At 61.5% G+C, this 20,459-nt stretch carries 25 protein-coding genes and 3 pseudogenes; 18 read left to right on the top strand and 10 right to left on the bottom strand.

The genetic code is table 11. The annotated features are described in order from the left end of the window. The first annotated feature begins 67 nt into the window (after positions 1–67). The 5 genes and pseudogenes from ccmA (at position 68) to ACZ1HK_RS22990 (ending at position 3,180) form a co-directional block, all read left to right on the top strand. Positions 68–948: pseudogene (gene ccmA, locus ACZ1HK_RS23010) on the top strand (heme ABC exporter ATP-binding protein CcmA). Next, entirely contained in the window at positions 945–1,601 is a 657-nt protein-coding gene (gene ccmB, locus ACZ1HK_RS23005; protein WP_472630649.1) for a heme exporter protein CcmB, read from the top strand. The pseudogene ccmA and the gene ccmB overlap by 4 nt, the downstream one beginning before the upstream one ends. A 66-nt stretch (positions 1,602–1,667) precedes the next feature. Next, positions 1,668–2,426 carry a heme ABC transporter permease gene (locus tag ACZ1HK_RS23000; protein WP_472630648.1) on the top strand — a complete coding sequence of 253 codons (759 nt, stop codon included), beginning with the start codon at positions 1,668–1,670 and terminating at the stop codon, positions 2,424–2,426. Beyond that, on the top strand, positions 2,423–2,584 hold the full coding sequence (gene ccmD / locus ACZ1HK_RS22995; protein ID WP_472630647.1) for a heme exporter protein CcmD: 162 nt from the start codon (positions 2,423–2,425) through the stop codon (positions 2,582–2,584). The genes ACZ1HK_RS23000 and ccmD overlap by 4 nt, the downstream gene beginning before the upstream one ends. Next, the gene (locus ACZ1HK_RS22990) at positions 2,581–3,180 is read left to right on the top strand and encodes a DsbE family thiol:disulfide interchange protein (protein ID WP_472630646.1); all 600 of its coding nucleotides are present in this window, start codon (positions 2,581–2,583) and stop codon (positions 3,178–3,180) included. Before ccmD ends, ACZ1HK_RS22990 begins: the two co-directional genes overlap by 4 nt. A gap of 491 nt (positions 3,181–3,671) precedes the next feature. Here the strand turns inward: ACZ1HK_RS22990 and ACZ1HK_RS22985 are convergent, their stop codons facing one another. The 3 genes from ACZ1HK_RS22985 to ACZ1HK_RS22975 form a co-directional block, all read right to left on the bottom strand. Then, positions 3,672–4,169 carry a MarR family winged helix-turn-helix transcriptional regulator gene (locus ACZ1HK_RS22985; RefSeq protein WP_472630645.1) on the bottom strand — a complete coding sequence of 166 codons (498 nt, stop codon included), beginning with the start codon at positions 4,167–4,169 and terminating at the stop codon, positions 3,672–3,674. Positions 4,170–4,253: 84 nt separating this feature from the next. Continuing rightward, positions 4,254–4,529, bottom strand: coding sequence for a succinate dehydrogenase assembly factor 2 (locus ACZ1HK_RS22980; RefSeq protein WP_472630644.1), 276 nt, complete (start codon positions 4,527–4,529; stop codon positions 4,254–4,256). Then, positions 4,526–4,924, bottom strand: coding sequence for a helix-turn-helix domain-containing protein (locus ACZ1HK_RS22975; RefSeq protein ID WP_472630643.1), 399 nt, complete (start codon positions 4,922–4,924; stop codon positions 4,526–4,528). Before ACZ1HK_RS22975 ends, ACZ1HK_RS22980 begins: the two co-directional genes overlap by 4 nt. Before the next feature lie 105 nt (positions 4,925–5,029). Between ACZ1HK_RS22975 and ACZ1HK_RS22970 the strand changes: the two genes are divergently transcribed. Further along, a complete protein-coding gene (locus ACZ1HK_RS22970; RefSeq protein WP_472630642.1) occupies positions 5,030–6,232 on the top strand; it encodes a pyridoxal phosphate-dependent aminotransferase in 1,203 nt (400 codons plus the stop codon). 51 nt (positions 6,233–6,283) lie between these two features. On the opposite strand, the gene ACZ1HK_RS22965 is transcribed toward ACZ1HK_RS22970, so the two are convergent. Together ACZ1HK_RS22965 and ACZ1HK_RS22960 are read right to left on the bottom strand one after the other, a co-directional pair. Continuing rightward, positions 6,284–6,745 carry a hypothetical protein gene (locus tag ACZ1HK_RS22965; RefSeq protein ID WP_472630641.1) on the bottom strand — a complete coding sequence of 154 codons (462 nt, stop codon included), beginning with the start codon at positions 6,743–6,745 and terminating at the stop codon, positions 6,284–6,286. 48 nt (positions 6,746–6,793) lie between these two features. Beyond that, positions 6,794–7,222 (bottom strand): hypothetical protein, encoded by a 429-nt coding sequence (locus ACZ1HK_RS22960; protein WP_472630640.1) that lies wholly within the window; start codon positions 7,220–7,222, stop codon positions 6,794–6,796. An 82-nt stretch (positions 7,223–7,304) separates the two neighbouring features. On the opposite strand from ACZ1HK_RS22960, the gene ACZ1HK_RS22955 reads away from it, so the two are divergent. Both ACZ1HK_RS22955 and ACZ1HK_RS22950 read left to right on the top strand, forming a co-directional pair. Beyond that, positions 7,305–7,859, top strand: coding sequence for a TetR/AcrR family transcriptional regulator (locus ACZ1HK_RS22955; protein WP_472630639.1), 555 nt, complete (start codon positions 7,305–7,307; stop codon positions 7,857–7,859). 226 nt (positions 7,860–8,085) lie between these two features. After that, positions 8,086–8,844 (top strand): carbohydrate ABC transporter permease, encoded by a 759-nt coding sequence (locus ACZ1HK_RS22950; protein ID WP_472630638.1) that lies wholly within the window; start codon positions 8,086–8,088, stop codon positions 8,842–8,844. Here the strand turns inward: ACZ1HK_RS22950 and ACZ1HK_RS22945 are convergent. Continuing rightward, positions 8,841–9,728 carry a LysR family transcriptional regulator gene (locus ACZ1HK_RS22945; RefSeq protein WP_472630637.1) on the bottom strand — a complete coding sequence of 296 codons (888 nt, stop codon included), beginning with the start codon at positions 9,726–9,728 and terminating at the stop codon, positions 8,841–8,843. The two genes, ACZ1HK_RS22950 and ACZ1HK_RS22945, sit on opposite strands and share 4 nt — an antisense overlap. 98 nt (positions 9,729–9,826) lie before the next feature. Here ACZ1HK_RS22945 and ACZ1HK_RS22940 point away from each other — a divergent pair, with 98 nt between their 5' ends. Then, a complete protein-coding gene (locus ACZ1HK_RS22940; RefSeq protein WP_472630636.1) occupies positions 9,827–10,456 on the top strand; it encodes a class I SAM-dependent methyltransferase in 630 nt (209 codons plus the stop codon). Positions 10,457–10,533: 77 nt separating this feature from the next. Continuing rightward, complete coding sequence (locus ACZ1HK_RS22935; RefSeq protein ID WP_472630635.1) at positions 10,534–10,965, top strand: hypothetical protein; 432 nt, start codon at positions 10,534–10,536, stop codon at positions 10,963–10,965. A 38-nt stretch (positions 10,966–11,003) separates the two neighbouring features. Here ACZ1HK_RS22935 and ACZ1HK_RS22930 read toward each other — a convergent pair whose 3' ends face one another. From ACZ1HK_RS22930 to ACZ1HK_RS22920, 3 genes are all read right to left on the bottom strand, one after another. Continuing rightward, positions 11,004–12,392, bottom strand: coding sequence for a hypothetical protein (locus tag ACZ1HK_RS22930; RefSeq protein WP_472630634.1), 1,389 nt, complete (start codon positions 12,390–12,392; stop codon positions 11,004–11,006). Positions 12,393–12,457: 65 nt separating this feature from the next. Further along, positions 12,458–12,865: a DUF6314 family protein gene (locus ACZ1HK_RS22925; RefSeq protein WP_472630633.1), complete on the bottom strand. Its 408-nt coding sequence runs from the start codon at positions 12,863–12,865 to the stop codon at positions 12,458–12,460. Beyond that, entirely contained in the window at positions 12,862–13,209 is a 348-nt protein-coding gene (locus ACZ1HK_RS22920; protein ID WP_472630632.1) for a hypothetical protein, read from the bottom strand. Before ACZ1HK_RS22920 ends, ACZ1HK_RS22925 begins: the two co-directional genes overlap by 4 nt. A 90-nt stretch (positions 13,210–13,299) precedes the next feature. Between ACZ1HK_RS22920 and purB the strand changes: the two are divergent. From purB to ACZ1HK_RS22880, 8 genes and pseudogenes are all read left to right on the top strand, one after another. Continuing rightward, positions 13,300–14,579 (top strand): annotated as a pseudogene (gene purB / locus ACZ1HK_RS22915) (adenylosuccinate lyase). Positions 14,580–14,643: 64 nt separating this feature from the next. Further along, positions 14,644–14,811, top strand: coding sequence for a hypothetical protein (locus ACZ1HK_RS22910; protein ID WP_472630631.1), 168 nt, complete (start codon positions 14,644–14,646; stop codon positions 14,809–14,811). Between the two features lie 153 nt (positions 14,812–14,964). Continuing rightward, a complete protein-coding gene (locus ACZ1HK_RS22905; RefSeq protein ID WP_472630630.1) occupies positions 14,965–16,188 on the top strand; it encodes a FliG C-terminal domain-containing protein in 1,224 nt (407 codons plus the stop codon). Further along, a complete protein-coding gene (locus ACZ1HK_RS22900) occupies positions 16,142–17,149 on the top strand; it encodes a ligase-associated DNA damage response exonuclease (RefSeq protein ID WP_472630629.1) in 1,008 nt (335 codons plus the stop codon). The genes ACZ1HK_RS22905 and ACZ1HK_RS22900 overlap by 47 nt, the downstream gene beginning before the upstream one ends. 144 nt (positions 17,150–17,293) lie before the next feature. Continuing rightward, on the top strand, positions 17,294–17,815 hold the full coding sequence (locus ACZ1HK_RS22895; RefSeq protein ID WP_472630628.1) for an alpha/beta hydrolase: 522 nt from the start codon (positions 17,294–17,296) through the stop codon (positions 17,813–17,815). Further along, positions 17,755–17,892: pseudogene (locus tag ACZ1HK_RS22890) on the top strand (alpha/beta hydrolase fold domain-containing protein); the annotation flags it as partial. The gene ACZ1HK_RS22895 and the pseudogene ACZ1HK_RS22890, both read left to right, overlap by 61 nt. Before the next feature lie 9 nt (positions 17,893–17,901). Further along, positions 17,902–18,027, top strand: a complete 126-nt coding sequence (locus tag ACZ1HK_RS22885; RefSeq protein WP_472630627.1) for a hypothetical protein — start codon at positions 17,902–17,904, stop codon at positions 18,025–18,027. Beyond that, positions 18,024–19,622 carry an ATP-dependent DNA ligase gene (locus tag ACZ1HK_RS22880; protein ID WP_472630626.1) on the top strand — a complete coding sequence of 533 codons (1,599 nt, stop codon included), beginning with the start codon at positions 18,024–18,026 and terminating at the stop codon, positions 19,620–19,622. The genes ACZ1HK_RS22885 and ACZ1HK_RS22880 overlap by 4 nt, the downstream gene beginning before the upstream one ends. 72 nt (positions 19,623–19,694) lie before the next feature. On the opposite strand, the gene ACZ1HK_RS22875 is transcribed toward ACZ1HK_RS22880, so the two are convergent. Continuing rightward, complete coding sequence (locus tag ACZ1HK_RS22875) at positions 19,695–20,402, bottom strand: LCCL domain-containing protein (RefSeq protein ID WP_472630625.1); 708 nt, start codon at positions 20,400–20,402, stop codon at positions 19,695–19,697. Between the last annotated feature and the right edge of the window lie 57 nt (positions 20,403–20,459).

Here is a 20,459-nt window from a genome sequence, read left to right as displayed (position 1 = left end):
CTATCCGGGTCTAGCTGCGGAATGGGTTTGGTCCTGCGCGGGGTGCCATCCATTGGGCGGCCCTGCAATGGAACAAATCGTCTCGCGCGCTCTGTATGCCATTGCATACCGTTTGCCAAGCCCTTCAGGACATTGGCGATGCCCCCTGCCGGTCCTTGTGCCTGACAACCCTCTTCACAACGCGAATGCTCGGCTTCGGCGGGCGGACCATAGGCATTCCATTGCGATGGGCGCGGTGGTGCAACGGGGCGGGTGGGTGGGCGTTGCGCCACCGCGCCCCTTCCCCAGCCCCGCCAAACCCGCTACCGCTTGGGCCATGGCGCTTACCGTCACCGATCTCGCCTGCGCCCGCGGGCCTGCGCAAGTCCTTGCGAATGTGTCGTTTTCCGTGAACCCGGGCGAGGCACTGATCCTGCGCGGCCCCAACGGTGCCGGCAAAACCACATTGCTGCGCACGCTTGCCGGGCTGACGCCCCCTTGGCGGGGACCATCGCAACTGAGGACGGCAGCATCGCCTATGCCGGCCATGCGGACGGCCTCAAAAGCCAGTTGACGGTAACAGAGAACCTCACGTTCTGGGCTGGTGTTTTCGGAACCCACGACCTCAGCCGCGCCATGACCGCATTTGACCTGACCGCGCTTGCCGACCGCCGCGCGGGCGAGTTGTCGGCCGGCCAAAAGCGCCGATTGTCCCTCGCTCGCCTGCTGGTCACGGATCGGCCCGTATGGTGCCTGGACGAGCCTACCGTCTCCTTGGACACCGAAAACACGGCCCGCTTCGCATCCGCCGTCGAGGCGCACCTGACAGGCGGCGGATGCGCGATCATCGCCACGCATATCGACCTCGGTCTGCCCACCGCACGAACGCTCGACATCTCACCTTTCGTCGCAAAGGGCGTGTCCGCGTCAGACCCGTTCGGTGACGACATGTTCGAGGCGCTCCCATGATCGGTCTTCTGCGGCGGGATCTGGCGCTGGCCGTGCGGGCGGGCGGTGGGTTTGGGCTGTCGCTGGCCTTCTTCCTGATCTTCACGGCCCTCGTGCCCTTCGGCATCGGCCCGGAAACCGGTCGCCTGGCAGACATAGCGGCGGGCCTTTTGTGGTTGGGGGCGCTGCTCGCCTGCCTTTTGTCGCTCGACCGTATCTTTCAGCTGGATTGGGAGGACGGCTCGCTTGACCTGCTGGCCACCTCGCCCCTGCCGCTGGAGGCGCTTGCCGCCCTCAAGGCGCTGGCCCATTGGCTGACCACCGGATTGCCGCTTGTGATTGCCGCCCCCGTCCTTGGCCTAATCCTGAACCTTCCCGGCCCGGCCTATATCCCGCTGGTGCTGTCCTTGCTTGCAGGCACGCCCGCACTGTCGGCCATCGGCACGTTCGGGGCCGCGCTGACCGTCGGCATAAAGCGCGGCGGTCTGCTTTTGTCCCTGCTGGTCCTGCCGCTCTACGTGCCGACGCTTCTGTTCGGGGCATTGGCCGCAACGCGCGGGGCGCAAGGGCTGGATGCGACCACGCCCTTGGTGCTGACACTGGGCATCACATTGGGCTGTATGGCACTTTTGCCGTTTGCCGCCGCCGCGGCCCTTCGCGTCAACTTGCGCTGAAGACCGCGCTCATTTGTCCGGCCCTTGCGCCGCAACGCCCCATTGTGACCCGGAATCGCCGCGCCTATGTTCGCGCCCATGTCGTCGATCTGGGAATATGCAAACCCGCGCCGGTTTATGGCCACCTCCGCCGCACTCTTGCCGTGGGTGGTGGGCCTGACAGCGATTTGCCTGATCGGCGGGCTTGTCTGGGGGTTCTTCTTTACCCCGAATGACTTCCGCCAGGGCGCGACTGTAAAAATCATCTACATTCATGTGCCCACGGCGATCATGGCCATCAATGCGTGGTTCATGATGTTGGTCTGCTCGCTGATCTGGCTGATCCGACGCCACCATGTCAGCGCGCTTGCCGCCAAAGCCGCCGCACCAGTCGGCATGGTCTTCACACTCATCGCGCTCTTCACCGGGGCCGTTTGGGGGCAGCCGATGTGGGGAACGTGGTGGGAATGGGACCCGCGACTGACCTCCTTCCTGATCCTGTTTCTCTTCTATCTGGGCTACATGGCGCTTTGGGAGGCTATCGAAAATCCGGACCAGGCCGCGGATCTGACCTCGGTCCTCTGCCTTGTCGGGTCGATTTTCGCGATCCTGTCGCGGTACGCGCTCGTGTTCTGGAACCAGGGGCTGCACCAGGGCACGACCGTCAGCACGGTCGGTGTGGGGGTGGAGGAGAATGAAGGCGTCTCCAGCGTATTCCTATATCCGATGCTGACATCGCTTGCGGGCTTCGTATTCCTGTTTCTGGCGCTGGTGCTCTACCGCACACGCACCGAAATCCGCGCGCGCCGCCTCAAGGCCCTGATCGCGCAGGAGCAAATGGCATGAGCCTCGATCTGGGCCAATACGCGGTTGAGGTGCTTTCGGCCTATGCCGGGGCCATCATCGTGCTGGCTGCCCTGATCATCGCCTCGGTTGTGCGCGCCAGGTCCGTCGCGCGGCGACTGGCTGAGATGGAGCGCCGGAGAGAGGCCCGCGTCAGATGAAGATCAATTGGCTCATGGTTCTGCCTCTGGCGCTGACAACTGCCTTTTTCGGCGTTGCCGGATGGCAGTTGGCCAATAACAGTGATGATCTGAGCGCGGGTGTCGACACAACCGCCCTTCCCTCTGCACAACAGGGCAATGCGGCCCCACCGCTGAACCTTGTGGCCCTTGGCGACACCCCGCTTCTGACGCGGGAGGCGTTGGAGGGGGAAGAGTTGGTCATTCTGAATTTCTTCGCCTCGTGGTGCCCGCCGTGCCGGGCCGAGCATCCGACCCTGACGGATCTGGCTGAGGCCGGCGTGCCGCTTTACGGCGTCAATTATCGCGATCGGGAGGTTCAGGCCCTCAGCTTTCTGGACGAACTCGGAAACCCCTATGCTTTGATCGGCGCCGACCCGACAGCCGTCAATGGCCGGGATTGGGGCGTGATCGCAATGCCAGAGACATTCTTCATCAATGCCGATGGTGTCGTGGTTTTGCACTTCCGTGGGCCGATCGTGCGCAGATCACTTGAAAATCAGGTGCGTCCCGCATTGGCAGAGTTGGGCTATACCCTTCCCGAATTGCCTGATCTTTCCGAGATCGAGACAAACTAAGCCGTCCCAAGGCGCCAACGAATTGGTGGGCTCACTACTCGTCTTGCTTTGCGCGCCTAACTGCTTTCACCCGGCCGTGGGCTGAGGCAACATGCGCCAACACCTTCTTTGAGGCGACTTTTAGCCTGCACTTGAGCGCTCTGCGTGACGACACAGCTATTAATCCGCGCTCAAGCCAAACCGGTCAGCGCGCTTCACAATCCGCACCACCAGTTACGCAGCTGACTTGGTCAGCCAATCCGCGAAGCGATCCACTAATTGGACTTGGAAACCAGGACCAACGGTTCAGCTTTGCATCGTCGACCCCGATCAGTCTGGAAGGGAACCGGCGCTCCGTCGACAACCCGCTCTCTTCCACCAAATGCGCTCTCATCCAAAAGAGCATGCTCTCAAATCGCCTTAGCCACGCAATGGGCAGAGTTCGCCATGGCCCCGACCTGAAACCGCAGGCGCATTCTGGCCCGACAATGCGTTCAGTAAATGTAAGGCGTTCAATAGATGTAGCGAATCTGATCGGTCCAGAACCGCTCCATGCGCTTCAGCGAATGGTTCAGGCGGTCAAACCCGTCTGCGTCGATCACGCCATGCTTCTCCAGGCTTTCGGAATGGCGGGCGAACAGAAGGTCCACCGTGTCTCGCACGTTCCGTCCCTTTTCGGTCAACCGCACACGAACCGAACGGCGATCAATCTCGCACCGCTGATGGTGCATATAGCCCATGTCGACCAGCTTCTTGAGGTTGTAGCTGACATTTGAGCCTTGGTAATAGCCGCGCGACTTCAACTCGCCAGCCGTCACCTCATTTTCACCGATGTTGAACAGAAGCAACGCCTGGACCGCGTTGATGTCGAGGATCCCCAGGCGTTCGAATTCATCCTTGATGACGTCGAGAAGCAGCCGATGCAGGCGCTCCACCATCGAGAGGGATTCCAGATACGCCCCCAGAATACCGGTCTGGGCGGGCGTCGCGAGGGGCGCATGCATACTCATGATTTAGGCTCCGCAATCACTGCTTTCGCCCAAGATTCGGTGAAAAACGAAAAAATTCCGTTAAGCGGGAAAAATCTTTTGAAATCAGGCGCCTTGGCCCAGAGTTGGCCGCATGTCGCGTGCCAGACGCTCGATCATCGGCGCCAAAGCCGCAGGCGGATCAACCTGCCCCGAGACCCACTGATAAAGGTCATGGTCGGCCTCAGCCAGGACAACCTCAAATGCGTCCACGGTCTCAGCATCAGCGTCCGCCAGAAAACGGTCCGCCCATCCGCCCAGGATCAGGTCCATCTCCTTGATGCCTCGGTGCCAGGCCCGCATGCGCAGCCGCTTCAGTCGGATCTCCGGTGTCTCGCTCATACGCCCGCCAACGCCGTCCGCAGGCGCTTCTCCAACCGTCCCATCCGTTCGGCCAGTTGCGTCTGTTCCTGCCGCATCTGGCGAATGTCCAGCAACAGCCGCTCCATATCTTCGTCCACCGGCTCCATCTCTTCGGGGCTATCCAGCCCCTCCCCCTGCCCGCTCAAAAGCCACATCATGGACACGCCCAGAATACCCGCCAGCATCGACAGCTTGTTGGCCCGTGGCTCGTTCTGGTCATTCTCCCAGCCGCGCACGGTCTTGACCTTCACGCCAAGGCGCTTGGCCAGTTCGGCCTGCCCCAGCCCCGCCGCTTCGCGCGCACCGGTCACACGGTCGCCGAACGTGGTGGTCTCGGCGTCAAACCAATCGGGGGATAGCGACAGATCGCCCATGACAATGTCCTTTAGATAGCTTGAATGCGTGCAGGCACGCCCGTATCAGTGCCCATGTTCATATAGCCCATTACCGGGCAAACCAAAGCCATAGGACGCGACACGATGCCCTTCCTTTCCGACACGCTCGCCCGGGTGAAGCCCTCGCCCACCATCGCCGTCTCCAATCTCGCCGCAGACCTCAAGCGTCAGGGCAAGGATGTGATCGGCCTCGGCGCGGGGGAGCCGGATTTCGACACGCCCGAAAACATCAAGGATGCGGCCAAAGCCGCGATGGATGCGGGCAAGACAAAATACACGGGCGTTGACGGCATCCCAGAACTGAAAGAGGCGATCTGCGCCAAGTTCAAGCGCGACAATGGCCTCGACTATACGCCCGCGCAGGTCTCCGTCGGGACCGGCGGCAAGCAGATCCTCTACAACGCGCTCATGGCGACCTTGAACCCCGGCGATGAGGTCATCATCCCCGCGCCCTACTGGGTCTCCTACCCCGATATGGTCCTGCTGGCAGGCGGCGAGCCCGTCTTCGTCGAAGGCCCGTCGCAGACCGGCTACAAGATCACGCCCGACCAGCTTGAGGCCGCGATCACGCCAAAGACCAAGTGGTTCATCTTCAACTCGCCCTCCAACCCCACTGGGGCGGGCTACACGGCCGAAGAACTCAAGGGCCTAACGGACGTACTGATGAAGCACCCCCATGTCTGGGTGATGACCGACGACATGTACGAACACCTCGTCTACGACGATTTCGAATTCGCCACGCCCGCACAGGTCGAACCGGGCCTCTATGACCGCACCCTCACCTGCAACGGCGTCTCCAAGGCCTATGCCATGACCGGCTGGCGCATCGGCTATGCCGCAGGCCCCGAAGAGCTGATCAAAGCAATGCGCAAGGTGCAGTCGCAGAGCACCTCCAACCCTTGCTCCATCTCGCAATGGGCGGCGGTCGAGGCCCTGAATGGAACGCAAGACTTCCTCGCGCCAAACAACGAGCTCTTCGTGCGCCGCCGCAACCTCGTGGTCGAGATGCTGAACAAGGCCGAGGGCATCACCTGCCCAACGCCGGAAGGCGCGTTCTACGTCTACCCCTCGATCCACGGCTGCATGGGCAAAACGACGCCCGCAGGCACGGTGATCGATACGGATGAGACCTTCGCCAAAGCCCTGCTTGAGGAAAAAGGCGTCGCGGTGGTGTTCGGCGGTGCGTTCGGTTTGTCGCCAGCCTTCCGCGTCAGCTACGCCACGTCCGACGAGAACCTGAAAGAGGCGTGTACGCGCATCCAGGATTTCTGCGCGTCGCTCAGCTGAACCGACATCGCGCCGCCGGACGTAGCATTGGCGGCGCGAACAACGATTACCTCAAGACAGCTGCGCCTCTGCCTCGCACAGCCCTTGAGCAGTCCCCGCACCTCCATCGCGCACGGCAGCCCAGATGCCCGGCACACCGTCAAGCCAGACGCCTTCGACAATCGTCATCCCATCGTCTGAGACATTTGCCAGATAGCGCGAGGTTACAATGCTTGCACCACCCTCCAGCGAATGACCCAAAAGCGTCAGCGCACCGTTGGGCGCGAGTGTGCCGTTGAACCGCTCCCGCCCCGAATGGCCGCCCGAGCTTTGCCAGTCAAAATAGCCCGACACCGCCCAACCGGGCGACCCGGGGGCCTGCGTTTCAAAGACCAACCGCGTGTCGTGCCAGGTGTATTGCCCATCATAGCCGCAGACTGACCAGATCGCTCCCGTCAGGTCCTGTGCCGCGGCGGGAAAAGCGCAGGACAGTGCAAGGAAAGTTTTCACCGAAAGCCGCCGAAGAAATTTCATGAGATGTCCTCTTGTCTTCGTCCAGCCTGCGCAATCTACGGTATGCTTTCAATACTTGCCTTGCTCCGGCTGCGCCGCGTCCCAAGCCCGCGCACGCTCCGCTTGCAAACCCCAGACCATCACACCAGAGATGATCCCAAACAGCACCCATTGCGGCATCGGCCACACAGTTCCAAGCACCACGATCCCAATCGCCAAAAACAACCCGATAAACGCCACGTTCACCGCCAGCACCGTCAGCACCAGCGCCCGCGCTCCATGCAAGGCCGCCCAGAACAAGGCCCCCGCGAACACCACGAACAACGCCGTAAGCGCGTGCCACACCACCGCCGACACCGCGCGGACCAGCGGGTCCAGCCCACTGCCCTGCACCGGCGCATTCACTTCCGGCCCGCCCACAAAGGCGTGGATCGCAGCCGTTGCCACAAACAATCCGCCCGCAATCGCGTAGCCAGGGTTCACGCGTTTCTGGTCCATGAGACATCCTCCGATTGATTCCATACGCTACCGTATGGAACATCTCGTTGCGCAAAACAATACGCCACCGTATGGTTAGGGCATGTCAAATCGTCTCACCAAAGAGGATTGGGTTGCGGCAGGCTTCCGCGCCTTAGCCGAGAGTGGCCCACAAGCGCTAAAGGCCGAGGCCCTCGCGCGCAGCCTCAAGACGACCAAGGGCAGCTTTTACCACCACTTCAAGGACGTCCCCGCCTACCACGCCGCGATGTTGGCGCTGTGGCAGGACAAAGCCTTCACCGGCATCGTCGAAGGGCTGGCCCATATGCCCACGCCCGAGGCCAAGCTCCGCGCGCTGGCCGCCCTCGCAAATGACGGCGCCCCTGAGCGCTTCGGCGGCCTGTTGATCGAACCCGCAATCCGCGCTTGGTCGCTCCATGATCCGAACGTCGCCAATGCCGTGGCCGAGATCGACGGCAAGCGTATCGACTACACCGCGGACCTGCTGGAGGCCTGCGGCCAGCCCCGCGCCCTCGCCGTGCTGTTCTACGGTGCGTTTCTCGGCCTCGACGATCTGCAAGCGCGCGGGTGCGCCGGGACCGGCGGCGCCTTGACGGAACTGATGGACCGCATCCTCGGGTCGGGTGAGGGCCCCTGACAGAAGGCGTCGGATCATCCGTGCGGGGCCACCATGGCGCCCACAACCGTCAATCGCCTGACGAAAATCCACGTTAACCATGTTGCGGACACTTCTAGAATCATAGAAATATCAAGAATCCCAAGCCATTGATTTTGCTTATTTTCCGTTCAAGAAACCCGCCTGATCACGCGTGATCAACCTTGAGAACCTTGTTCCCCGCCCCGCCTCCCTATAGGCCGATCCCATGCCCCGCGCGCGCCTCACTGACCATCTGATCCTGATCCTCGGCTGCGTCGTGATGCTGGCACCGCTGGCGCTTGTCCTGAGCGCGGGTTTTTCCACCAACGCCATCACGCCCCTTCTCGCCGACCAACCGCATCGCCCCTCCCTCGCCCAGATGCTCGGCACCTCGCTCGCGATTGCCACGGGCGTTGCGCTGGTCAAAACAACGGTCTCGTTCCTCGCCGCCTACGCGCTGTCGCTTTTCCGTATCCCTTATGCATCGGGCCTCATGGCGCTGCTGCTTTTGCCGCTCTTTCTTCCCATCGAAAGCCGACTCTTGCCCACGATCCTCGTCACCGACGCGCTGGGGCTGCTGAACAGCTATACCGGCCTGATCCTGCCCGTGACGGCCACCGGCCTCGGCACCCTGATCTTGCGCGCGCAGATCAAACAGATGCCGCCCGAAATTCTTGAGGCCGCCCGCCTCGATGGCGCAGGACCGCTGCGGGCGATGTGGGACATCTATCTGCCTCTTTGCCTGCCGGCGATTGCAGCGCTTCTGGCGTTCTTTTTCGTGCTGGGTTGGAACCAGTACCTTTGGCCACTGGTGGCGTCCCCTTCCCTGCCGGATCGGGCCACTGTGGTCAGCGGGCTGGCGCTCCTGCGGATCGGCTCCCCACCCTCGCTGGCGCTCGCGGCTGTGGCTATGCTTCCGCCGCTGGTGGTTTTCATCGTGGCGCAACGCTGGATCGTCCGCGGCCTCGCACCGATGCGAGACTAACCGCCGAGACGCTCAAGCAAGGTCTCCCAAACCAGACGAATGCGACGGGAATGGCGCAATTCGCGATGGGTGACGATCCATAAATCGACGGGCATCACCTCCTCCTCCGCAAGGACCGGCACGATGCCTGAGCTTCGGGCAGCGATATCATCTGCCATGATCCCAATCCCCAACCCGGCGCAGACCATTTGCCAAGCGGCGAATATGGTCTTGGAGTAAAGCCGCCCGGATCCTGCGGGCAGATTGATCCCGCGCAGCCCCAATTCACGGGCCATATCTTCAGGCGGCCCAAAGCCGATGAAGGGCATGTCCCGCGCGTCCGCCATTGTGCGGGGATTTCCGTGGCGCTGGACGAACCCTTCGCTGGCATAGAACCGCGCCTTGCTGCCCGTGAGCTCTCGTCCGATCAATTCGGGCTCGGTCGGCGCCATGTGGCGCACGGCAATATCGGCCTCGCGCCGCAACAGGTCCGAAATATCGTTGGTCACGATCAACTCGATTTCCAATTCCGGCTCTGCTTGGGACAGCGCACCAAGTATGTCCGGCATGACATGGATCGCCATCATGTCCGACACGCTGATCGCGACCTTGCCCGCGACGGTGTCATTGCGACCGGCCGCCACCAGCGACACGCGCGCCGCCGTATCGCCCATCGCACGCACCTCCTCCAGCACCTCCGCGCCGGATGGCGTCAGCACCAGACCGCGGCCGACGCGCTCAAACAGCGCAACGCCCAAAGCGGCCTCCAACGCCGAGACCTGCCGCCCGACCGTGGGCTGGGTCGTGTGCAGGACCCGCGCAGCACCCGACAGGCTGCCTTCCTCTGCCGTGGCCAGGAAGGCCCGGGCCTGGTTCCAATCAAAGCTGATCGCATCCCAATTCATACACAGATGCATAACACACATTAGATCTCATGCAATTTCGTTTGAAACCTCGGTGCCGTATACCCAAGGCACATGTTTAGGAGGCTGGAATGACTGCCATGACACAAACAACCGATGCCGCCTTTTGGGACGGCGCCGCCCGAAAGTACGCGCAAAGCAAGATCAGCGATATGGAAGCGTATGAGGCCTCCATGGCGCGCACCCGGCTGCACTTGCACGCCACTGACCGTGTGTTGGAGATGGGTTGCGGCACCTCATCGACCGCGCTTTTGCTCGCGTCGGAGGTGGCACATATCACCGCATCCGACATCTCGGCTGAGATGATCGCGATCGGAAAGGAAAAGGTCTGGGATGCCGGTATCTCGAACGTTGCCCCGGTTCAGGGTGTGATCGGTGATCCCGGCCTTGATGGTCCGTTCGACGCAATCCTGGCGTTCAATCTGCTGCATCTCCTGGCTGACCCCGAAGCGGCGATCCGCCAAGTCTATGCGCAGCTTCCATCCGGTGGGCGCTTCATCTCGAAAACGCCGTGCATGGCGGGGAAGCGCTGGTTCCTTGGACCCGCCGTGGGTGCGTTGCGCCTGTTTGGGAAGGCGCCCTCTGACGTGCAGTTCTTCAAGGTAAGTGCTTTGGAGCGCATGATCACTGAGGCGGGGTTTGAAATTGTGGAAACGGGCGATTACCCGCGCAAGATGCCATCGCATTTTGTTGTGGCCCGCAAACCCTGAGCTGCACGGGTTGACGGCTGCGCACTTTGGCAGGATGGTCCCTGTCCAAGAACAAAAGTGCGCAGCAGGTCCACCTTATGACGGAACTTCCCGACTATTACTTCCGCATCCGTGAGAACGGCGCGGCGGTTTTTCGGGTATCGACCGAGAACCGACAGCGCCGGATCGAGATGGACGAAATCGCGGTCGTGAACATCCGCAATGGCAATGTCAAACCCCATGGCGACCATGTTCTGAGCGACGAGGAAAACAGCGTTATCGCGGAGTGGATGGAAGAGCGTCGGGCCGTTCTGCATGAGCGCGATATCGACGACATCCACCGTGCGGTCGACTACCTGAACCTGACGACGCAATGGGCGCAGAGCCGCGCGAGCGATGATGATCTGGAAGATGTCACGGACCGATTGCTGTTGGCCATGCATGACCTGCGGAGTGTGTTGGTGCGCAAAAAGGCCGACCGCCTGATCGCCGCCTCAAAGGCAGAGGCGGAGGCGGAGGCTGGCGACTAGGCCAACCTGAGCCCATTAGATTCCCCATAAACGGTCGGTCACTGCCCCAGGACGGTCATTCGATAATCCGTCACACCGGCAGGGATTTGCATCATCTCCATACAGGTTCCGCCTTCATCCATGGTCATCCAGATGTGCCCGGGATCGGTAGTATACGCTGCTGCCTGACCGGGGTTGAGGGCGGTGATACCGGTGACCGCGCCACTGGGCTCGACCCAGTTCAAGATGCGAATACCGTCGGATGAATTGATAAAATTCACCACCTGCGCCGCGCCAGTATCGCGCGACGAGACGCGCCCAAAGTTATCGCAGGCCAGGTAGCCCGGCTGTGGATCAATCGGCGCGCTGGAGGCGGCGGGCCTTGCTGCATCCAGCTGTCCGACCTCTGCGCAATCGGCAAGAAATGGGCCGATGGTGTTGGGGCCGTTCCCGGTGATCGTCAGACCGATGCCGGTCTCGGGCCGGTCAAAGCGCACGGTCCTGTCGCCTGCGATCACTAGCCAGGCGGGGTCCGAAACTTCGGCGGTGACTTCAATGCCGGCGACGCCGAACTCCGCACCGACGCCAATGACGTTCCCGTCCAGGATTGTGCTGCGTCCGTCGGGGATGCTGACGCGAAGCTGTGCCGGGTCGCCATTCTGCAGCCCGGAAACATCCGCCGTCACCTGAAGGTAAACAAATGGATCTGCTGCATCGACTGCACACTCGCCGAGGATGACCACATCATCGGATTCCGGCACGGCGTAACTCATGCTCACAAAAATGCCGAACGGGTCGTCGGGGTCGAGTTGTGTGAACCGGGTCCAGACATGGCCGGATATGTCCGCGCCAAGCTCCGGCGTGAGGGATTGCGCCACCGGCGCTTCCGGAGCCGGTGGAGGGGCGTTCAGCACCTCTGTGAGATCGCCGCAATCCTGCGCAAAATCAGAAACATAGGACTGATTTCCCGACAGATCGAACGCATATTGAAAATCCGTGAAACCCACGATCCCGTACGTCAGAATGGGGGTGGAGGAGAGCATCGCCATCTCGGGCCCGTCATGGTCGACGACCACCTCAAGCCCGCCCGTAGGCTCATTCAATCCGCGCGAAATGAGCGGACCATGCAAAGTCACGACCGTTCCCGCACCGTCGTTCAATTGGAACGCGTAGGCATCTTCCGCCAAAGCCGAGACCGGGAACGCCTCAAACCGCAGGCTCACGTTCCCGCCGTCGATATAGGGAAAGCACCGGGCCCAGATCAGCCCGCCGGGCAAGCGCCCGTCCGGCGTGTCGCGGCCAAATCCTTCTTGCGTTGCCACAAGGTTCAATTCGGTGGCGGTCGGATCAACGGGATAAAGCGCGTCGTAGTGCCAGACAAAGGCTTCTTGCGCAGCGGCTGGCGCGGCAAGGCAGATCGCGGCGGGCAAGGCACGAAAAAAGGACATCGGAATACTCCTTAAGCTCAATGGACCAAGCTTCACGGCTTGGACCGGCCAAGGCAAGGATTCCCTCAAAGCCGGGTGAACCGGCTGGTCAGCACCGCGTCCTTACGGGGCCCTGTGACGCGCCATGTTTGCGTGAACCCGTCCGGCAAATCGAACTTGTAAGTCACGCGATAGAGGTCCGGGTCGCAATGGTGCACGGCCTCCCGCCCCGCATCAGGCAAGGTGTGAAAGGGTCGGCCGTCGTCGAAAAAGACGGCGATATCAGACCCGTCAGCGCGCCACAGGTAACGGCGTGTGGCGTGCATCGGTGGACCATCGCCGTAGTGCAGCAGCCCGGATTCGTCCTGCACAAGCCCGTCGTCATAGGCGGACCAGATTGCCTGCCCCTCCAAATGCCCTGTCAGGCCGGAATAAGTATCCTCGATCACGCGCGAAAGCTGCCAGCGTCCCTCAAGATCAGTCAGTGCAATCATTGCGGATCAATCCGGCCTCCAAAACGGTTACCGAAATCATCAAGGAAAACGATCCCGTCCGGGTTGGCGCTTTGCACCGCATAGCAATCCCAATCAGGTGACGGCGGCCAGAGCGAACAGTATTCATTGCCTTCGACGCGCCAGGAGCCCCAAGACGGCTCCCCATGGGTGTAAAGCGTCCGGCCCGACGCGAAGAAACGTTGAGTAGCGCCGTTATCGTAGGTGACGGAGCGGTCCGTCAGGACCTCTGTGATCTCAGCGCCATTCATCACAATCCAATCCTGCGCCTGTGCCGCGCCCGCGACGATCAGCGACAGCGTGACGGCTCGCCCAATTGCCCGCATCGGCTTGTTCCCTCCGGTTGATCCGCCTATCAGACAGCGACAAGCCGCAGCGAAAGGCAAGCCCATGATCCCCGCTATTCCCGCCCCGAGATGGTCGCCATTTGGGAGCCCGCAACAAAGTTCCGAATTTGGTACGAAATCGAGGCGCATGCCTGCGACGCTATGGCTGATCTGGGCGTGATCCCGCGCGAAAATGCGGAGGCCGTGTGGAAAGCCAAGGATGTCGAATTCGACGTCGCGCGGATTGATGAGATCGAGGCTGTCACCAAGCATGACGTGATCGCCTTCCTGACCCATTTGGCCGAACATGTGGGCAGTGAAGAGGCGCGCTTTGTACACCAAGGTATGACCTCATCGGACGTGCTGGATACGTGCCTGAACGTGCAACTGGTGCGGGCGGCCGATATCCTGCTGGCCGATCTGGACCGTGTTCTCGCCGCGCTGAAGACCCGCGCGATGGAGCAGAAGGATACCCTACGGGTTGGTCGGTCCCACGGCATACACGCCGAGCCGACCACCATGGGCCTGACGTTCGCCCGCTTTTATGCCGAGATGGACCGCAACAAGACCCGGATGCAGGCTGCGCGCGCCGAGATCGCCACGGGTGCCATTTCTGGTGCAGTCGGCACGTTCGCCAATATTGACCCGCGCGTGGAAGAGCATGTCTGCGCGCAATTGGGGCTAGAGCCTGAGCCGATCTCCACGCAGGTGATCCCGCGCGACCGCCACGCAGCCTTCTTTGCGACGCTTGGTGTGATTGCCAGCTCGATCGAGAATATCGCGGTGGAAATCCGCCACATGCAGCGCACCGAGGTGCTGGAGGGGGCGGAGTTCTTCTCGATGGGGCAAAAGGCTCCTCCGCCATGCCGCACAAGAAGAACCCGGTGCTGACCGAGAACCTGACCGGCCTTGCGCGCCTGGTGCGCATGGCGGTTGTCCCTGCGATGGAAAACGTGGCGCTGTGGCATGAGCGCGATATCTCACATTCCTCGGTCGAACGCATGATCGGGCCAGATGCGACGATCACCCTCAACTTTGCCCTGAACCGGCTGGCCGGTGTGATCGAAAAGATGCTGATCTTCCCCGAAAACATGCTTGAGAACATGAACAAGTTTCCCGGGCTGGTCATGTCGCAGCGTGTGCTTCTGGCACTGACGCAAGCGGGCGTCAGCCGCGAAGACGCCTATGCCATGGTGCAACGCAACGCGCTGAAAGTCTGGGAGGAACGCCTTGATTTCCAAGAGCTTCTTCTGGCCGACGCCGAGGTTGTTGCCGCTTTGGGTGAAGATGCGATCCGCGAAAAATTTGATATGGGCTACCATACCAAACATGTGGACACGATCTTTAGGCGGGTCTTCGGAGAAGCGTGATTTTGACCCCGCGTCAAGCCGTGCTACTTTTCAGATGCAACTATTTGAAACGGGAGCGCGCGAAATGACACTCAAGACCATTCTGACCGCATCGGTGCTGATGCTCGTGCCGGTTATGGCACAAGCCCAGTGCAATTGGGATTATGGCACTCAAGAGGCCGCCATCAGCTGCGCAGACGGTACAACGTGGGACGCAACCGCCATGGCCTGCGTCGCAGTCGCGTCAAGCTAACCGCGACGCCAACATCGACTTTGTGGACCGGTGGCAACCCGATTGCCCCGGTCCTTTTTCTTAAAAGTTTAGTCTGCTTTTCCGCCATCTCTTACGTTCTTTTAACGCGAAGGTTCTACGCACGACCCCGGGTTTCGAAACGGGGCGCCTGATATGCAAGATACCTTTGCCACGGACCATTCCTCGATTGTCTTGGAAGGTGAAATCGACAGCGACTTTCGCATGGTCGACGTCACGCCGCGCCGGCTAAGCAAAAAGCAAAAGGCCGCCGTCATTGTCCGGTTACTTTTGGGCCATGGCGTGTCGCTTGGGGTCAGCAAGCTGCCTGCCGAAGATCAAAACACTTTGGCGCACACGATCGCGGCCCTGGGGAATATCGACAAGGCAACGCTTGCAAAGGTTGTGCAGGAATTTACAGGGCAGATCGACAATCTGGCCCTCAGCTTTCCGCGCGATTTGTCAGAAACGGTTGAATTGCTTGAGCCGTATCTGGCGCCCGGCGCCTTGGGAAAGCTGCGCGCAGCCGCCGAGCGTAGCGATACCAGCGATCCGTGGGGCCGAATTTCCCGTCAACCGGTTGAACGCCTGCGCCCCCTTCTTGCCAGCGAAAGCGCCGAAGTGTGCTCAGTCCTTCTTTCCAAACTCGGTGTCGCCAAGGCGGCCGAATTGCTGGGGGAACTGCCTGCGGATCGGTCTGATATTCTGGCGCATTCCATGGCTCTGACCGAGACCATTACGCCTGACCTTGTGGACCGGATCGGTGTGCATTTGGCGGGTGTTCTGGACTCTGCGCCGATCAATGCATTTGAGAAAGCGGCGGCAGAACGGGTCGGCGCGATCCTGAATGCGACCCCGCAGGAGGCGCGCGACCGGATGCTTGAGGGGTTGCAAGCGCGTGATGAGCCCTTTGCGGCCGAGGTGCGCAAATCCATCTTTGCCTTCCCGCACATCCCGACACGGGTGGAACCGGCCGATGTGCCGCTTATCATGCGCAAGGTGGACGGTGAGACTGCCGTAACGGCGTTGGCCGCAGGCAAATCCGCGGCCCCGCTGACGGTGGAATTCCTGCTGGAAAACATGTCGAAACGTTTGGCGGAACAGATGCGCGACGATGCCGAGGCGCGAAGCGCCCCAAAGCCCGAAGAGGGTGAAGCGGCAATGGCCGAGGTCATCGCGGCCATTCGTGAGCTTGAGGCCGATGGTGAGATATCCCTTTGCCGCCCGGGGAGTGACCCCTTACCACCGTCCAGGCATGGTCTTGGCAATTCCCGGAGCGGGCTGCGCAACCAACCCCTCGCCCCGGACCCGTTAAGGCCCTATCTTCCTGCCCATGGTTTTGGAATTCACCGAAGCGGGCATCTACTGCCCGGCCGCTGATGCCTATATCGACCCCTGGCGGCCGGTTCCGCGCGCATTGATCACCCATGGTCATTCTGACCATGCGCGACCTGGCATGGGGGCCTATCTGGCAACTGAAGCGGCAGCGCCCGTAATGCGCCACCGCCTGGGTGATATCCGCATGGAAACCACGCCCTATGGTCTCAAACACCGGATTGGCGATGCCGATATCAGCTTCCATCCCGCCGGACATGTTCCGGGCTCCGCCCAGATCAGGGTGGAGGTTGACGGCGAGGTCTGGGTTGCCTCTGGCGATTACAAGGTGATCGACGATGGCCTTTCAGAGCCATTTGAACCGGTCAAATGCCACGCCTTCATTACCGAAAGCACCTTCGGGCTCCCGATCTACGATTGGCCCGAGCAAGAGGTCCTCGCGCGCGATCTGAACGGGTGGTGGGCGACGTGCGTGGCCGAGGGCAAACGCGCTGTCCTTGGCGTCTATGCGCTTGGCAAAGCGCAACGCATCTTGCGGCTGCTTGATCCCGCAATTGGTCCGATCCTGACCCATGGCGCGGTTGAGGCCACCAACAAAGTCCTGCGCGACCAAGGGCTTACCCTGCCCGACACCGTCCCGGTGGTGGATGGCGTGGATGCGAAAAGCCACCCCAATGCGATTGTTCTGGCGCCGCCCTCGGCCCTAGGATCGGCGTGGATGAAGCGGTTTGGTGCCGTCTCGACCGGGTTTGCGTCCGGTTGGATGCGCCTGCGCGGCGTCCGTCGCAGGCGTGCGGCAGATCGTGGCTTTGTGGTTAGCGACCACGCCGATTGGAAGGGATTGAACTGGGCCATTGCGCAGACAGGGGCCGAGCGTGTCTTTGTCACCCACGGCTACACAGCACAATTCAGCCAGTGGCTGAACGAACAGGGCTATGATGCAGGCATCGTGCAGACCGAATTTGGGGGCGAAGACCTGGATGAAGCCGAGGATAATGCTGCATGAAACATCTAGGCGCCCTTGATCGTTTCTTTGTCTTTCAGGCCCGCACGTTGGAGCGTGCGGTTTTGCGCTTTGTTGGGCCGCAGCGCGTCCTGCAGGGTTCTGTTCGCAATCAGCACGCGCCTTGGGGGCAAATTGCCAAGCGGCATGATCCCGATCCGCGACAAGGCGGACGGGCTGTGGTTTCGCCCAGACGGCGTGGACCGCGACGCGCCCATCCTGCTTTACATTCATGGCGGCGGCTTCACCGTGGGATCTCCCCGGACGCATGCGCCCCTGATCGGGGCCATTGCGCAGGCCACGGGGCTTCGCGCCTATGCGCCGCGCTATCGCCTTGCACCTGAACATCCCTTTCCCGCAGCACGCGAGGATGTGATCGCAGCCTATGAGCGGCTGGTCGAAGCAGGCACGCCACCGGTTGCCATAGGGGGCGACAGTGCCGGCGGATGCCTTGCGCTGTCGGTCTTGCAACATGCCCGCGACACCGGCCTTCCCTTACCCAAATGCGTCTGCCTCATCGGGCCGGTGGCTGATCTGTCGGGCGAGGTTGAGGAACGGTTCGAAGGGGCAAGCAACGAACTTCTTATCCCCCTCAATGGCCCGCCCGGATCAAGGACGCCTACCTGCCTGGACTGGATCGGACCGATCCAAAAATATCGCCGCTTCTAGGCGATCTGACCGGCCTGCCGCCCACGCTGATCCAGGCCGCGGAGGGTGAGGCCCTGGCGCAAGACAGCGCGCGGATCGCTGAGGCGATGGACGAGGCCACGCTCGATCTATGGCCCGGTCTTATGCATGTCTGGCATCTTCATGCGGGTTTGATGCCGGTCGCCGACCGTGCCATCGCCGAATTGGCCAGCTTTATCAAAGCCAACACATGAAGGACTTCGCCGCCCTCTTTACCGCGCTGGATCAAACCACCAAAACCAGCGTGAAAACGGCAGCACTTGCGGACTACTTCGTGTCCGCCCCCAAAGACGACAAGATTTGGACCATAGCACTCCTGTCGGGTCGCCGCCCCCGCCGCGCGATAACGACCACGAAGCTGCGGGAATGGGCGGCGGAACATGCCGGGATTCCGCTGTGGCTGTTTGAGGCCTGCTACCCAGTTGTGGGTGATCTGAGCGAAACCATCGCCCTGGTCCTGCCAGAGCCGCAATCGCGCGTCGAAAAGAGCCTGAGCGCGTGGATCGCCACGCTGCGCGGGCTCGATAATGCCGAGGACGACGTGCGCAAGGCTACGATCCTTGAGGCATGGGACGGCCTGCCACCCATTGAGCGGTTCGTGTTCAACAAGCTCATCACCGGCGGCTGGCGCATGGGTGTGAGCCAAAAGCTGATGACGCGGGCGCTCGCCAAGGCAACCGGTATTGAAGAGGCAGAGCTGACCCACCGCCTGATGGGGGATTGGTCACCTGACAGCGTGTCCTGGGAAAGCCTGATCGAAGCCCCCGATCCGACAGCGGATCTCAGCCGCCCCTATCCGTTTTACCTCGCCTATCAGCTTGAACAGGAATCACATGAACTTGGGGACGTAAGTGATTGGCTTGCAGAAAGAAAATGGGACGGCATCCGCGGCCAGTTGATCCTGCGCGGCGGCGAACGCTACCTCTGGTCGCGGGGCGAAGAGCTGATGACCGATCGGTTCCCGGAATTCGCGCAGCTCATCGACTTTCTACCGTCTGGCACCGTGATCGATGGTGAGGTTCTGGCCTATGATCGTGCAGCCGAGGCTCCGCTCAGCTTCAACAGACTTCAGCCCCGCATCGGGCGCAAAACCGTGCCCAAGAAGTTGCTGACTGAGGCGCCCTGCATTCTAATGGCCTACGATTTGCTGGAATGGCAGGGCGCTGATCTGCGCCAAACGCCACTGGCAGACCGCCGTTCGATCCTTGAGGAGGCTATAGCAGCCCTTCCGCCCGTCCTTCCCCTTCGGATCAGTCCGCGCGTTGAAGCAGATGATTGGGATGGGTTGGCCCAAGCACGTGCGATCAGCCGCGAAATTGGCGCCGAAGGGCTGATGCTGAAGCGCCTGAACGCACCCTATCTGGCGGGTCGGAAGAAGGGCGATTGGTGGAAATGGAAGGTTGATCCGCTCACGATCGACGCGGTGATGATCTATGCTCAGGCGGGTTCCGGCAGGCGCGCGACGCTTTACACCGATTTCACCTTCGCAGTTTGGAAGGGCAACGATCTGGTGCCCTTCACCAAGGCCTATTCCGGCCTGACGGATGCGGAATTCCGCGAAATCACTGCGTGGGTCCGCAAGAATACCACCGACCGGTTTGGCCCGGTGCGGCAAGTCACGCCGCACCATGTCTTTGAGATCGCGTTTGAAGGGATCCAGGCCAGCCCGCGCCACAAATCCGGCGTTGCGTTACGCTTTCCGCGCATCGCCCGGTGGCGCAAGGACAAACCGCTGCAGGAAGCGAACACGCTCGACGACCTGAACCAGATGTTGGCGCAATACGGCTGACATCGACCGAAAACGCCGCGCGAAGGGGCTTTCGCGCGGCGGATCTTCAGTCAGATAATCGAACGCCCGGTTTCAGCGGAAGCTGTAAGATGCGCCCCACTGGCCATAGGGCTGCGACGGGATGCCATTGCGGTGGGTGCTGCCGTAGCTGGACCGCCCGCCACTGACCGCGATGGAGACGCGACCACCTGAGGATCGCGGGATCACGCCAGCATGGGCCGCCGCCACACAAATCGCACTGTCGGACGTGTAGATGCCGTCGCCCCAAATCGTCGAAGGGTTGTTGCCGATGGGCGGACAGATGAAGGAATGAACCGACCCCGCCTGCCCGGCGATGCCAAGATCAATTGCATTCGTATTGGCACCGATCACTTGTGCGGGCGTCACGAATTCCGACCCGACGATACGGAAGCTGCGCGGCCATTGGCCATAGCTGTGCGAGGTGACGCCATTCCAGGTCGCCCCATCAAAGGACGCGCGGCCCTGGTTGATCTCGACAACCACGCGGCCACCATTGTGGAAGGTGATATGGCCTGCATGCACGGCTGCCGTGCAGATCGAGCTGTCAGAGGTGTAGTCGCCGGCACCCCAGATCGTATGGGCTGACCCGCCGGGCGTGCAAAGATGCGTGATCCGCCCGCCATGGGAATTCAGGCCCAAACTGTCTGCGGACGCTGACCACGCGGCTTGCGGAACGGGCGGCGAGTCGGCAAGTGCAGCACCTGCGCCAAGGGTCAGGCTTGCGAGGGTGGCAACCGTAATGAGGACGGATTTAAACATGGCTTTGTCTTTCGTAATGTAATGTCCCGGATTGCCCCGGGCTGAAGGGGTTCAAAC

It is taken from the genome of Gymnodinialimonas sp. JB5-7, assembly GCF_055693405.1.
Note: the sequence above shows the minus strand (reverse complement) of the source record. Positions and strands in the feature narration are given on the sequence as shown.